This window comes from Sphingobium salicis subsp. salicis (genome assembly GCF_049472635.1).
Lineage (GTDB): Bacteria > Pseudomonadota > Alphaproteobacteria > Sphingomonadales > Sphingomonadaceae > Sphingobium > Sphingobium yanoikuyae_A.
The window spans coordinates 2,610,286-2,623,511 of record NZ_JAYRCS010000001.1; the positions used below are offsets into that span (position 1 = coordinate 2,610,286).

16 protein-coding genes are annotated in these 13,226 nt (G+C 61.3%); 7 read left to right on the forward strand and 9 right to left on the reverse strand.

Translation table 11 applies throughout. The features are described from left to right. Positions 1-49: 49 nt before the first annotated feature. A complete protein-coding gene (locus VHN57_RS12670) occupies positions 50-751 on the reverse strand; it encodes a DarT1-associated NADAR antitoxin family protein (RefSeq protein WP_423284048.1) in 702 nt (233 codons plus the stop codon). Beyond that, positions 751-2,361, reverse strand: a complete 1,611-nt coding sequence (locus tag VHN57_RS12675) for a DarT ssDNA thymidine ADP-ribosyltransferase family protein (RefSeq protein ID WP_423284050.1) — start codon at positions 2,359-2,361, stop codon at positions 751-753. The genes VHN57_RS12670 and VHN57_RS12675 overlap by 1 nt, the downstream gene beginning before the upstream one ends. A gap of 128 nt (positions 2,362-2,489) precedes the next feature. Here VHN57_RS12675 and VHN57_RS12680 point away from each other — a divergent pair, with 128 nt between their 5' ends. The 3 genes from VHN57_RS12680 (at position 2,490) to VHN57_RS12690 (ending at position 4,367) form a co-directional block, all read left to right on the forward strand. Continuing rightward, complete coding sequence (locus tag VHN57_RS12680) at positions 2,490-2,738, forward strand: antitoxin PaaA2 family protein (RefSeq protein ID WP_423284052.1); 249 nt, start codon at positions 2,490-2,492, stop codon at positions 2,736-2,738. 81 nt (positions 2,739-2,819) lie between these two features. Beyond that, on the forward strand, positions 2,820-4,040 hold the full coding sequence (locus tag VHN57_RS12685; protein WP_423284054.1) for a hypothetical protein: 1,221 nt from the start codon (positions 2,820-2,822) through the stop codon (positions 4,038-4,040). A gap of 111 nt (positions 4,041-4,151) precedes the next feature. After that, positions 4,152-4,367 carry a cold-shock protein gene (locus VHN57_RS12690; RefSeq protein WP_037512246.1) on the forward strand — a complete coding sequence of 72 codons (216 nt, stop codon included), beginning with the start codon at positions 4,152-4,154 and terminating at the stop codon, positions 4,365-4,367. Between the two features lie 74 nt (positions 4,368-4,441). Here the strand turns inward: VHN57_RS12690 and VHN57_RS12695 are convergent, their stop codons facing one another. Then, positions 4,442-5,044, reverse strand: coding sequence for a hypothetical protein (locus VHN57_RS12695; protein ID WP_037491660.1), 603 nt, complete (start codon positions 5,042-5,044; stop codon positions 4,442-4,444). 136 nt (positions 5,045-5,180) lie between these two features. Here VHN57_RS12695 and VHN57_RS12700 point away from each other — a divergent pair, with 136 nt between their 5' ends. Continuing rightward, on the forward strand, positions 5,181-5,387 hold the full coding sequence (locus tag VHN57_RS12700; RefSeq protein ID WP_037521789.1) for a hypothetical protein: 207 nt from the start codon (positions 5,181-5,183) through the stop codon (positions 5,385-5,387). 179 nt (positions 5,388-5,566) lie between these two features. Beyond that, positions 5,567-5,950: a glycine zipper 2TM domain-containing protein gene (locus VHN57_RS12705; protein WP_278988489.1), complete on the forward strand. Its 384-nt coding sequence runs from the start codon at positions 5,567-5,569 to the stop codon at positions 5,948-5,950. 63 nt (positions 5,951-6,013) lie between these two features. Here the strand turns inward: VHN57_RS12705 and VHN57_RS12710 are convergent, their stop codons facing one another. From VHN57_RS12710 to VHN57_RS12725, 4 genes are all read right to left on the reverse strand, one after another. Then, the gene (locus VHN57_RS12710) at positions 6,014-6,946 is read right to left on the reverse strand and encodes an electron transfer flavoprotein subunit alpha/FixB family protein (protein ID WP_423284057.1); all 933 of its coding nucleotides are present in this window, start codon (positions 6,944-6,946) and stop codon (positions 6,014-6,016) included. Beyond that, complete coding sequence (locus VHN57_RS12715; protein ID WP_423284059.1) at positions 6,943-7,692, reverse strand: electron transfer flavoprotein subunit beta/FixA family protein; 750 nt, start codon at positions 7,690-7,692, stop codon at positions 6,943-6,945. The genes VHN57_RS12710 and VHN57_RS12715 overlap by 4 nt, the downstream gene beginning before the upstream one ends. A gap of 112 nt (positions 7,693-7,804) precedes the next feature. Further along, positions 7,805-9,004 carry an ADP-forming succinate--CoA ligase subunit beta gene (gene sucC / locus VHN57_RS12720; RefSeq protein ID WP_004207732.1) on the reverse strand — a complete coding sequence of 400 codons (1,200 nt, stop codon included), beginning with the start codon at positions 9,002-9,004 and terminating at the stop codon, positions 7,805-7,807. A gap of 147 nt (positions 9,005-9,151) precedes the next feature. Further along, positions 9,152-9,478 (reverse strand): hypothetical protein, encoded by a 327-nt coding sequence (locus tag VHN57_RS12725; protein ID WP_278988785.1) that lies wholly within the window; start codon positions 9,476-9,478, stop codon positions 9,152-9,154. A gap of 66 nt (positions 9,479-9,544) precedes the next feature. Between VHN57_RS12725 and VHN57_RS12730 the strand changes: the two genes are divergently transcribed. Continuing rightward, complete coding sequence (locus tag VHN57_RS12730) at positions 9,545-9,943, forward strand: low affinity iron permease family protein (protein WP_010336658.1); 399 nt, start codon at positions 9,545-9,547, stop codon at positions 9,941-9,943. A 24-nt stretch (positions 9,944-9,967) separates the two neighbouring features. On the opposite strand, the gene VHN57_RS12735 is transcribed toward VHN57_RS12730, so the two are convergent. Together VHN57_RS12735 and nhaA are read right to left on the reverse strand one after the other, a co-directional pair. Continuing rightward, positions 9,968-10,150: a hypothetical protein gene (locus VHN57_RS12735; RefSeq protein WP_010336659.1), complete on the reverse strand. Its 183-nt coding sequence runs from the start codon at positions 10,148-10,150 to the stop codon at positions 9,968-9,970. Between the two features lie 113 nt (positions 10,151-10,263). Continuing rightward, positions 10,264-11,478: a Na+/H+ antiporter NhaA gene (nhaA, locus tag VHN57_RS12740; protein ID WP_278988700.1), complete on the reverse strand. Its 1,215-nt coding sequence runs from the start codon at positions 11,476-11,478 to the stop codon at positions 10,264-10,266. A gap of 195 nt (positions 11,479-11,673) precedes the next feature. Between nhaA and VHN57_RS12745 the strand changes: the two genes are divergently transcribed. Beyond that, positions 11,674-13,059, forward strand: a complete 1,386-nt coding sequence (locus VHN57_RS12745; RefSeq protein ID WP_270093684.1) for a glycosyl transferase family protein — start codon at positions 11,674-11,676, stop codon at positions 13,057-13,059. Positions 13,060-13,226 lie beyond the last annotated feature (167 nt).

A 13,226-nucleotide genomic window follows, 5' to 3' on the forward strand; every position in this document is an offset into this window, starting at 1 on the left:
TCGCGACTTGCGGATTGCCGCTCCAGAAAGCCCCGTATTACCCTTATTCCTAGAATAATGAGGCTTGTCTTTCGTCGTTCTGACGAGCGTTGTTGACCTTTGTACCGTTTGCAAACTCTTGAAACGCCTCGGGAGAGCGAGTCACCTTCTCAAGACGCCCCTGCTTTTCAAGCGAAACATATAGTGCAACCGAATAGGCTTGGCAGTTGATAGATTCCTTCGGATTAAACTCGATGTCGGTAAACGCTCCATAATCCATAACGGCTTGGGCCAGATCTGAGTTTTCTCTCAATGCGTTGATATATAACCAGTCGTAAAATAGCGTCTGCGGTTCCAGCGGCCAATCCATACCATCGAAAGAAAAGGTGGTGAGATTCCCCGATGCCCGCAAACGGGGATCCCGTTTGGCTTCTCTGGCCGAAACCGAGAGCAGGTCGGTATAGGGGCCACCCTGCTGGAACTTCTTGCTTCCTTGGAACGCGCATTCGACGCTAAGGGGCCTGCCGGTGAACGGGGATGTGAAAGCCAGGTTGAAGGCGCTCAACCGAACGCCGAGTGGATTCATGCTCTTGCTTGAAACCTCTAGGATAGAAGTGCCCCCCACCGCCAAACGGGCGACTTCGTGCAAAGATGCTATGGATCGCTGTTTCTGAGCGACGGACAACCCCGGATGCCATTTGAACTCCACCATCTCCGTTCGGACAGGAACGTCTTTTCCGGGGTTCGGCAGATATACCGGACGGACAGCCATTATAGAATCTTCCCATTTTTTCTGGCCATGGTCCTTAAGCCGAACAGGCCCGTTCCATCGCGAACATGGCTTATTTGCCGACCACCCAGTTCATTGCGCCAGCGCGACAGGGATTGAAAGTCACTGAAGACGGCGCCGGTAATCTTTTCGGCTGCTATAGTGCCAAATGCCAGCACCTCTGCCTGCACGTCCGTTGGATCGAAAGCCCGCAAACATTGCTCCTCTCTCGATGCTTCTCCCTCTTGCGGCGTAAACATCATTTCAAACGAGGCCAAATCCCGCCAAGACATCGGTCCCTCCCGCACGATCCGACTGTCAGCGGCATTGTGGGGGCAGAATTTCGCATCCACTTCCCACAAAATCGATCGTTCGATCAGCAGGACCACCCAGGACTGCGCAGGCGCACTTCGTCTCCAGCGATAGAAAAGCTTCTCGTTCGGATGGCCGATCGAAAGCGAAATCGCGTCTTCATGCCCGTCCAAGCGATATTCATCATTCCAGCGAAAAGCAATCTGCTGCTCCTGCATCGTCTGGATCGGACAAAGCCCGTGACGCATGATTGAAGGCAGATTTTCGACACGTGTGAAATGTACGAGGTAAGGAATCTGCTTCTGTTTCACAGCCACACGTATTCCGCCAACGCGATTTAATCGAAAAAATAAATCCGATATATTCGTCGGCTTTTCACGGTCGGAATCCGCAACCTTCGGCTGAATGATGGACAATAATTTTTCGATTTCGCCGAGCGCTTTGCGATCCCGTTCTTCACGGCTAAAAATTTTTTGGTCGAGCGGTGCCGAATTTACGGGATCGGACTGGAGAGAAGCATCCTCGCCCTTCGATATAATCGTAGGCAAGCCACTCGCTCCAATCGGTGATGCTTGCAAATAATCTCCAGTATTTTGAGCCGAATGGATTAAATTAAAAATATTCTCGCTGATCTTGGGCAGTGGTGAAACAGGCTTGTCGCTAACCAATAACCGCAGATGCGCAGCTATGTGCCGCCCTCCCAATTCATCGAGTTTGTCCCAAAATAAGGCTACAAATCCGCCTCCGCCTCGAATATCCCGAACGACAGTCTGGAGGAACTCATCGCGTTCAGCCTTGATGGACCGGTACTTCCTCTCGATTTCATCCCGAACTTCGGGGACCGGATGCGTCGGCACGACACCGAAATCCGGTGGCATCACGACAGGCAGCGGCTCCGTCCTATTCTCCAATATCGATCCTGCAAAAAGCTCCTTTTTCTTCGCATATATCTCCGCGAACAAAGGGTCTTTGCGGCATTGCTCGGCAATCTCGAACTCGGATCTTGCTGAATCCAACGCGGCGTTAATCAAGATTTTCTCTACATTGACAGCATGAGAAATGGGATTGCTTGCCTCCTGCACCGCGCGCCATTGGGAAGCCTTGGAATGCCAATCTTCGGTGGCCTCATTGATTTTTCGGGCGAAGCTAGCAACTCCCGCCACGGCATCGCCCGCGAATTGAACGATGCCGTCGGCATCGGGGTCCGCACCAGACTTTCTTCGTTGTTCGCGAACCTCTTCTATGTTCAGCAGCCATCCGAAAGCAACGACAGCCAGAAAAATCAGAAAGAAAATCCCCATGATTTTACCTTAAACCAAACATAAGGTATATTACTAGCACATAGTGAATAGGCGGAAGTCAGGTAACAACGCGGCCATGATAACAATTTACTTTACCTATAAACTCACTGGGAAAGCCTGCCAGCTTCATGACCATCAAACTATCAAACAGGCCGCCACCCTGCTACAATACGACGATGCCCGAGGATGACGCCTTCACCGAAGCCGATTTCGATCCGCCGCCGCATCTGCGCGGGCCGGAAGACCCGGTCGCCTATGACCAATGGTTCCGTGCAACGGTCGAGGCTCGCATGGCGTCGAATGAACCCGGTATCCCGCATGAAGAGGTCATGCGAATGATGCGGGCCATCATCGAGCGCAAGCAGAACAAAACCTAAATCCCATCCCCCCTGTCCTACACCCCACCTTTCTGCCTACCCTTCCGGCAACGCGTCCTCTTTCCCTGAAAGGGCCTTGCCATGTCCTGCGCATTTCCGCCGATCACGCCGCCCCTGCCGGACAAAGTCCCCACGCCCGATCCGCAGCGGCGGGTCGATGGCTGGAGCCCGGCGCGCCAGCGACGCTTCCTGGAGATACTCGCCGCCACCGGCGTCATCATGCTCGCCTGCGAAGGGGTACGCATCACCGCGCGCTCGGCCTACACATTGCGCATCCGTCATGACGGCGCGGCCTTTCGGCTGGGCTGGGACGCCGCGATCCTGATCGCCCGCGCCCGCCTGGCCGACGATCTCCTGTCGCGCGCGATCATGGGCAGCGAGGAAACCATCCGCAAGGATCCCGACAATTACGAAGTCCGCCGCCACCGCCATGACAATCGCCTCGCCATGTCGATGCTCGCGCGGCTCGATCGCATGGCCGACAGCCCGCCCGAAGGGTCGGACGCCGCGCTCGCCCGCGTCGTGGCCCAGGATTTTTCCGCCTATCTCGACCTGATCTGCCCGGCCGAGGACGCCGACAGGGAGTCCGAACTGATCGGCCTGCCGCGCACGGGCCCGGAGCCGGAGGCGACCCACCTTCAATCACATATGGCCCGCCAGATGGCCGACGCCCGCCTGCTCAACGGCGACCAGCCCGAAACACCCGAGCCCGTCGCACCGGAGGCCGCACCCGCCCTCGCTCCCGCCGCCTCGGTCGCGCTGTTCATCGCCGCCCGGCTGGCGCTCCAGCCCGGCGCGAAACGCCCGCCAATCCAGCCCGGAATCTCGCCCTTTTCCGACCGGAATGAACGGTGTGAACTTCGCCCCCATATCCATCTGGCGGGCCTGCCGCCGGAGGAGGCCGCGACCCGTTTGCGCGGCGTCTGGTGGGATGAGGATCGCGAACAATTGCGCACCGATTACCCCGCACCGCCCGACTTCGACGGCGAACAGAGCGAGGAATATTACGACATCGACGATTATAGCCGCACCCTGACGCCCGCCGAGGATGCCGCCTATCATGCGGAGTTGGACGCGCAGGCCCGCCCCTATGAGGAGGCCGCCACCCGCGCCCGCGACGCCCGTTTCGGCTTCGCGCCGGGCAGTGACGAGGAAATCGCCGTCCTGGAAGCCGCCGGTTACGAGCTGCTGACCGAGGAAGAGGAAGACGAGGAGGAAGAGGAGGATGCGCCGGCAGACCCCGCCGAAACGGCCAGTGATTTGCCAGAACGCCCGCAATGCCCTACAAGGGCGCTGCTATAGTCGCAAATCGACGGTCTTCGGCGCTTTGCGGCACCTATCTCCTTCTTTCCCTGCCCCTCTAGCCCCCGGCGAGTCCACACGGGGCCCGCCGCATTGAAAGAAGGAAATATCATGAGCAGCATCACCGGAACCGTGAAGTTCTTCAACGCCGACAAGGGCTATGGCTTCATCGAGCCCGACACCGGCGGCCAGGACGCGTTCGTCCACATCAGCGCGGTCGAGCGCGCCGGCCTCGCCACCCTGCGCGAAAAGGACCGCGTCTCCTATGATCTGGAGCAGGACAAGCGCGGCAAGATGGCCGCGGTGAACATCGCCCACGCCGAATAAGGCGCATGGCCGGGATCGGCCGATAAGCGAATGATCGGGACCGGGCGCCGCCACACGGTGGCGCCCGATCCCGGTCAGATATAATCCTCGGCAATGCTGGCGCCCAGCAGGATCAGGTTCGCCGCGATCAGCATCGCCATGTTCGCGCGCCGGCTCCGCACCCGCAGCAGCGCGACCAGCAGGGTCAGCAACCCCACCAGCCCGCCCAGCAGGATCGGCGCGGCATAGGGGGCGAGCGGTCCGGCGGGGGCATCGGCGACCGGCCTCACCTCTTCCAGCACGCCCTGGCCGATCGTGACCGCGACATTGGCCAGCAGCAGCCCGCCGATCACCATCCGCTTCTGCCGGTCATACCAGTCGTCGAAATCGGGCCATTGTTCCGGCTCGTCGGGAAAGATCAGCGATGCGGCGAGATGATAGACGCCCACGATCGCCAGCACCACGACCAGCGTCAGATAGCTCGCATCCATCTGGTCCCGCATGATATAGGCGCTGCCCCAGAAGCTGGTGAGGTCCAGCAGCACGAACAGTCCCAGCAGCGGCGTCAGCCAGCCGATCCGCACCGGCTTGGCGGTCCGCTTGAGCTTGAGCGCACGGGCAAAGCCGCCCAGCACCTCGGCGATCGCCAACCCCAGCAGCAGTCCGAACACCGCGAACACCAGATCGAATGCCGACATTGCCACCCCCTTGTCACGGCAGCCCCCGCCACCGTCCGTCGCAAGACTAGCAAGGCCCGTCGCGGACGCAATCACGCTCGGAACCCTTGCCGCCGACGCCGGTTCTTTTCCCCGACTGGCAACCAAGGAGTTCCCCATGATCCGCACCCTGATTTTCGGCGCCATCGCCGGCTATGTCGGCAAGAAGCTCTATGACGACGGCAAGCTGACCGAGTTCAAGGACGACCTCGTCGCCCGCTACAGCGAAGCCAAGGCCAAGCTGGAGGACCAGCGCATCCAGGACAGCCCGGCCCCGGTCGTCACCCCGGCCACGGCCAGCGGCGCCTCGCCCCTGGCGCACTGACACCCATCCTCTCGGCGGCGCGCCTCCTCGACGCGCCGTTGATGCCGTCCGCTCGCTGCCGCACTCCCCTCTCGATGGCAGCGGCGGGCGGTTTCGCGTTTCTGATCAGTATCTTGGCGCAACCTTCGCGCCGCTTGCGGGTTCTCCTTCCGACAGGGAAAAGAAGAGGAGACTATCCCGTGCGTACCCCCATAATCGCGCTTGCCGCCCTTGCCATGCTCCCGCTCGGCGCCTGCGCCTCGGACAATTATGGCGGCGGCTATGGCTATGACCGCCCCGGCGGCTACAACCGCCCGCCCGGCGGCCGTGACCGCGACCGGGATCGCCGCCCGCCGCGCCGCCATCTCGGCGACAATGACCAGATCTACCGCGACCGCGACGGCCGCTATTATTGCAAGCGGGATGACGGCACCACCGGCACCATCGTCGGCGCCCTTGCCGGCGGCGTGCTCGGCAATGTCATCGCTCCCGGCGGCTCCAAGACGCTCGGCACCATCCTGGGCGGTGCCGGCGGCGCCCTTGCCGGCCGGGCCATCGACAAGAACGACATCAACTGCGAATAGCCCGCACAGAAAAAGGGCGTGGGGATCACTCCCCACGCCCTTTCCTACTCAAGCCAAATCAGCTTACAGCTTGCCGGTCAGTTCCGGCACCACCTTGAACAGGTCACCGACCAGGCCGATGTCGGCCACCTGGAAGATCGGCGCATCCTCGTCCTTGTTGATGGAGATGATGGTCTTGCTGTCCTTCATGCCCGCCAGATGCTGGATCGCGCCGGAAATGCCGACGGCGATATAGACTTCCGGCGCGACGATCTTGCCGGTCTGGCCGACCTGATAGTCGTTGGGGACATAGCCCGCGTCGACCGCAGCGCGCGAGGCACCGACCGCCGCGCCCAGCTTGTCGGCCAGCGGCATGATATATTCCTCGAAGGTCGGACCGTCCTTCAGCGCGCGGCCACCCGACACGATGATCTTGGCGCTGGTCAGTTCGGGCCGTTCCAGCTTGGCGATCTCGGCGCCGACGAAGGAGGAGATGCCCTTGTCGCCGGTCGAGGCCACGGCTTCCACCGCGCCATTGCCGCCTTCCTTGGCCGCCTTTTCAAAAGCCGTGCCGCGAACGGTGATGACCTTCTTGGCATCCTTCGACTTGACCGTCGCAATCGCGTTGCCGGCATAGATCGGGCGCGTAAAAGTATCTTCGCTCTCGACCGACAGAATGTCGCTGATCTGCATGACGTCCAGCAGGGCAGCGACGCGCGGCGCGATATTCTTGCCGTTGCTGGTGGCCGGCGCGACGAACGCGTCATGATGGCCCATCAGTTCGACGATCAGCGGCGCGACATTCTCTGCCAGAGCATGGCCAAAGGCCGCGTCGTCGGCGACATGGACCTTGCCCACGCCGGCGATCTTGGCGGCTTCGGCGGCAACGCCGTCGACGCCCTGGCCAGCGACCAGCAGATGGACTTCACCCAGCTTGGCTGCAGCGGTCACGGCGGAAAGGGTCGCGTCCTTGACGGCGCCGCCCTCATGTTCAACCCAAACGAGCGTCTTCGTCATGCTGCAACTCCCAGAGCCTTGAGCTTGGCCACCAGTTCATCGACATCGGCAACTTTGATGCCAGCCGAGCGCTTGGGCGGTTCGGAGACCTTGAGCGTCTCCAGACGGGCGGCGATATCGACGCCATAGTCGGCCGGGGTCTTGGTCGCGAGCGGCTTGGACTTGGCCTTCATGATGTTCGGCAGCGACGCATAGCGCGGCTCGTTGAGACGCAGGTCGGTGGTGATGATCGCCGGGGTGGAGAGCTTCACCGTCTCCAGGCCGCCATCGACTTCGCGGGTGACGTTGACCTTGTCGCCCTCTACCTCGACCTTGCTGGCGAAGGTGCCCTGCGGCAGGTTCAGCAGCGCGGCGAGCATCTGGCCGGTCTGGTTGCTGTCATCGTCGATCGCCTGCTTGCCTAGGATGATCAGGCCAGCGCCTTCCTCTTCCTGCACCTTGGCGAGCAGCTTGGCGACGCCCAGCGGTTCGACTTCGTCATCGGTCTGAATCAGAATGGCGCGGTCCGCGCCCATCGCCAACGCCGTGCGCAGCGTTTCCTGCGCCTTGGCAACGCCGATCGATACCGCCACGACCTCGGTCGCCGCGCCCTTTTCCTTCAGGCGAATGGCTTCCTCGACGGCGATCTCGTCGAACGGGTTCATGCTCATCTTGACGTTGGCCAGGTCCACACCCGTGCCATCCGCCTTCACCCGCGGCTTCACATTGTAATCAATAACCCGCTTCACGGGCACAAGGATCTTCATTTCAACATCCTCCATTTTCACGCCATCGCCCGCCAACGCGAACACGGACGTGGGCGACCCGTTTCCAGGTCACCCACGCCCTATGGCGTATCTTCTCAGGTGATTAGGGGGCTCAGGCCGCCTTCCTCACTTCTGCCACGATCTTCTTGGCCGCATCGCCCAAGTCGTCCGCGGGGACGATCGGCAGACCCGAATTGGCCAGAATGTCCTTGCCCTGCTGGACGTTGGTGCCTTCCAGGCGGACCACCAGCGGAACCGACAGGTTCACTTCCTTGGCAGCCTCGACGATGCCATTGGCAATGATGTCGCACTTCATGATGCCGCCGAAGATGTTGACCAGAATGCCCTTAACGGCCGGGTCCTTCAGGATGATCTTGAACGCTGCGGTCACCTTTTCGGTGGTGGCGCCGCCACCCACGTCCAGGAAGTTGGCGGGAAATTCGCCGTTCAGCTTGATGATGTCCATGGTCGCCATGGCCAGGCCAGCGCCGTTCACCATGCAGCCGATGTTGCCGTCCAGCTTGATGTAGGCGAGGTCGTACTTCGACGCTTCGACTTCGGCCGCATCTTCCTCGGTCAGGTCGCGCAGTTCGGCGATGTCCTTGTGACGGAACATGGCGTTGCCGTCGAAACCGACCTTGGCGTCGAGGACGAGGAGGTTGCCCTGCTCGGTCAGCGCCAACGGGTTGACTTCGATCTGCTCGGCGTCGGTGTCGAGGAACGCGGCGTAGAGCGACGCGGCAACCTTCGAAGCCTGCTTGGCGAGATCACCGGTCAGGCCCAGGGCAGCAGCAACGGCGCGGCCGTGGTGCGGCTGGAAGCCGGTGGCCGGATCAACCGAGAAGCTGTGGATCTTTTCGGGGGTCGAGTGGGCGACCTCTTCAATGTCCATGCCGCCTTCGGTCGACACGACGAAGGCGATGCGGCTGGTGGCACGATCGACCAGCAGCGCCAGGTAGAATTCCTTGGCGATGTCGGCGCCGTCGGTGATGTACAGGCGGTTGACCTGCTTGCCGGCTTCGCCGGTCTGGATGGTGACCAGCGTGTTGCCGAGCATGTCGGTGGCGTGCGCCTTAACCTCGTCCAGGTTGAAGGCGAGGCGGACGCCGCCCTTGGCTTCGGGGGCCAGTTCCTTGAACTTGCCCTTGCCGCGGCCACCGGCGTGGATCTGCGACTTCACGACATAGAGCGGTCCGGGCAGCTTCTTGGCGGCCTCGACGGCTTCCTCGACGGTGAAGGCAGCGTGACCGGCGGCGATCGGCGCGCCATACTTGGCGAGCAGTTCCTTCGCCTGATATTCGTGAATGTTCATGGGCTAGCCCGTCCTTTGTTCACAGGAAAACTGTTGAGGCGGGTTAAGCACAGGCGAAGAAGCAGGGCCAGAGCCATTTCGCAAAACGACTTTGCAAAATTGCAAAACCCTTGCGAAGCCCGACCCCGCTTTATTGTGAAATCGGCGTCAGAAGGAGCAGTGAATGGCGGCCTTGCTGGTCACCAGGAAAATCTCCGGATCCTCCAGCGCACGGACCTTATAGAGGAGTTCATCCATGCTCATCTTGCCCATGTGCGACTTGTGGAGCGATGCGATCGACTGGAGCCGCCGCAACTGCACCAAACTGAGCCGATCGACCATGCGTTCGGCCATGCAGCCGGCCATTCGCGGTGAAAAACCAGCGTCGATCAGCCCGGCACGCACACGTGATTCGGGGGAAACGCTGGCGCAGGAGGCCAGCAGAAGGGAGCCGGCGAGCGCGCCGATCGTTGCACGAAAAGATATGGTTGCCATGGGCATGGCCATGACAGCAGATGGCTGAACAGAGCCTAAATGCGCAGGACAGCCAAAGGAGTTTGCATGGATCGGATATTTTCCGCCCTGTCGGCACGGATCGCCAGTTGGACTGGCCAGCCGCTCGCCTTCATCCTGGCGGTCGGCGTGGTATTGATCTGGGGCGTGACAGGCCCGCTCTTTCATTATTCCGACACTTGGCAACTGGTGATCAATACCGGCACGACCATCGTCACCTTCCTGATGGTCTTCCTGATTCAGAATGCCCAGAACCGTGACGGCGCCGCGATCCAGGCCAAGCTCGACGAACTGATCCGTTCAATCGAGACTGCGCGCAACGACTTCATCGGCATCGAACATCTGACCGAAGCCGAACTGGAAAAGATCAAGAAGATATTGGAGCGCGAATGCGGTGCCGATGGCCCGCATCAGGAAGTTATCGATCGCCTGATTTCCCGTCGATAGCGCGATGGCGCAACGATCGGAGGATCAATGCGCCGGAATGATCAGCCTCTCCTGCTGCTCATTGCGTCTGCGATAGGCTTCGACCTGATCGATATAACCGCGTGCCAGCCCTTCATAGGCAGCGCGCCCCTCGGGCGATGCTGTTGCCTGCGCATTTATCAGCGACATCTGCTGGCGATGCAGCAGATAGTTGACGTCCGTCTCCATCGGTTCGCCCTCCTCCCGTATTTTTCGAAAGTGCGGTCGGCGCGCTGACGCGAAGCGAGTCGCGGCAACGGCAAGGCGATAGTAGCATGAAGGTTAATGCTACGCGATTCCCCTCACCCTGCGCCCCGCGCGACCGATCGCGGTGTCGGCGCAAAACGCAGCACCGCATAACCGCACAGCGCGGACAGCAAGGATCCGCCAAGGATGCCGATCTTGGCCTCCTCGACCAGCAATGGCTGCCCCGGAAAGGCGAGGGCGCCAATGAACAGGCTCATGGTGAAACCGATCCCGCACAGCAGCGCCATGCCGTAAATCTGCACCCAGCTCGCCCCCGAAGGCCGCGCCGCGATGCCTAGCTTCTGCGCCAGCCAGATACTGCCGAACACGCCCAGTTGCTTGCCGAGCAGCAGCCCCAGCGCCACACCGATCGGCAAGGGGCTGAGCAGAGCGCCGATCGCTTCGCCATTGAGCGTGATGCCGGCATTGGCAAAGCCGAAGAGCGGTACGATCAGATAGGCACTCCAGGGATGGATCAGATGTTCCAGGCGATGGAGCGGACTGTCCACCGCATCCGGCGCACCCGGCGTGCGATTGACCGGGATGGTGATGGCGGCGAGCACGCCCGCGATCGTGGCATGCACGCCCGACAGCAGCATCAGATACCAGAGCAGCAGGAAGCCGATGAGATAAGGTGCCAAGGATCGCACGCCGACACGGTTCATGCCGAACATGACCAGCAGGACGACAAAGGCGCCGGCCAAAGCCATGACATCCAGCCCTTGGCTATAGGCCAGCGCAATGATCGCGACCGCGCCCATGTCGTCGACGATCGCGACAGCCGTCAGGAACAGCTTGATCGATGCGGGAGCCCGCGATCCCAGCAGCGCCAGAACCCCGATCGCAAAGGCAATATCGGTGGCCGCCGGGATCGCCCAGCCGCGCGCCAGGGCCGGTTCCCCAGCCGTAACGGCCAGATAGACCAGCGCCGGCGCGATCATGCCCGCCCCCGCCGCGATGAAAGGCAGGCGCCGCCTCTCCCAAGTGGACAGGCCGCCATCGACGAACTCACGTTTGATCTCCAGCCCCACGAGCAGGAAGAAGATCGCCATCAATCCGTCATTGACCCACAAATGGATCGTCATGGGGCCAAGTGCAGGAGCAAGCACCGGCCCCGTCACCATATGGAAGATGTCATGATAGACATGGCCGGTAGCACCCGGAAGATTCGCCATGATCATCGCGATTGCAGCCGAAATCATCAGCAAGACGCCACTGCCTGCTTCTCCCTTCAGGAAATTCCTGAGGGCGGACACGGGCCGTTCGGTCACGTCTCTTCTCCATAAGTGCTTGCCGGTATTGCCATTCTTCCCCCTTAGGGAAATTTCCGCTCAGGTCCAACCCAGATCCGCCGGCCAATGTTGACAGATTTTCTCCAAAACACTTGGAAGACCGCTGTTCTCATGACATAAATTCACCCAGCCGCATGGCGATCGGGACAGGGGAAATCCGGGATCGTGGGGGACATGCTCTTTGGCGCGCTACAGGCGCTGCATTATGAGATATTGTTGTTCGCGGTCATCGGCTTTGCATTGGGCGGGCTGGATGATCTGGCGATCGACCTCCTGTTCCTGATCCGCCGAGCCTGGCGGGCGGTCCGGCACCCTCGCCGCCTCCGCATGACGATGGCGACATTGCCGCCGTCATCGACGCCCGGCCGTATCGCCATCTTCATTCCCGCCTGGCAGGAAGCGGAGGTCATCGGCGCGATGCTGCGCCATGCCGTACATTGCTGGGGCGATGCCGATTATCGCATATTCGTCGGCGCCTATCCCAATGATCCGGCGACGATCGACGCGATCGCATCGGCCGCCATCGATCAACCGCATATCATATTGTGCGTGAATGACCGCCCCGGTCCGACCACCAAGGCCGATTGCCTGAACATCAACTGGCGCAGCATGCTGGCGGAGGAAGGCCGAAGCGGGATCCGGTTCAAGGCCATCGTCATGCATGATGCCGAAGACGTCGTGCATCCCGATGAAATCCGGCTGTTCGATCATATGATCGACCGGTTCGCGCTCGTGCAGTTGCCGGTACTCCCCCTACCGGGTCGCGGCACCTGGTTTTCCCGTGCTATCGCTAATCATTATTGCGATGAGTTTGCTGAAGCCCATGGCAAGTCCCTGACAGTGAGGGAATTTCTTGGCGCATCCATTCCCTCCGCTGGCGTCGCCTGCGCCTTTGAAAGAAATATATTGGCCGCTCTCGCCCCCCACCCCGGTGCGGGGCCATTCGATCCGGGATCATTGACCGAAGACTATGAGGCAGGGTTGCGGATCGCCGACATGGGCGGCCGGGGCATCTTCCTGCGCATCCGTGATGCTCAAGACCGACTGGTCGCGACCCGCGAATATTTTCCCGACAGCGCCCCGGCCGCCATCCGCCAGAAGGCACGCTGGATCATCGGCATTTCGCTTGCCGGCTGGGACCGGATGGGCTGGCAGGGTGGCCCGGCCGAATGGTGGATGCGGATCAGGGACCGGCGCGCCACCCTTGCGGCCCTGATCATCGTCGCCGCCTACGCCTCGCTACTGCTCTGGAGCATATTGGAACTGGCGCGCCCATTCCTGCCGCCGCAAATGCGCCCGTCGACGCCGCTTATCGACAGCTTGCTGACGCTCAATCTCTGGCTCATGGCATGGCGCATCACGATGCGCGCGGTCTTTGCCGGCCATGCCTATGGCTGGCGGCATGGACTGGCGGCCGTGCCGCGCATGTTCGTCGGCAACGCGATCGCTATCCTGGCCGCCCGGCGCGCCGTGATCCTCTATGTCCAGTCGCTGCTGGGCAAGCCGCTGGTGTGGGACAAGACGCAACATCGCTTCCCCGACATGGAGGAGCAGGCATGATCGGATCATCGGCCGATGGACGGCCGGTGCGCTTCTTTTTCATGCTGTGCATCGGCTGGACCGGCATGCGTCTGTTCGGCACGATCGCGTCGACAGCGCCGCTACCAGCGACAGTGCCAACCCCGGCCAAAGACAGTCGGATCGGCTCCCCCACTCGTCAGGAGCGC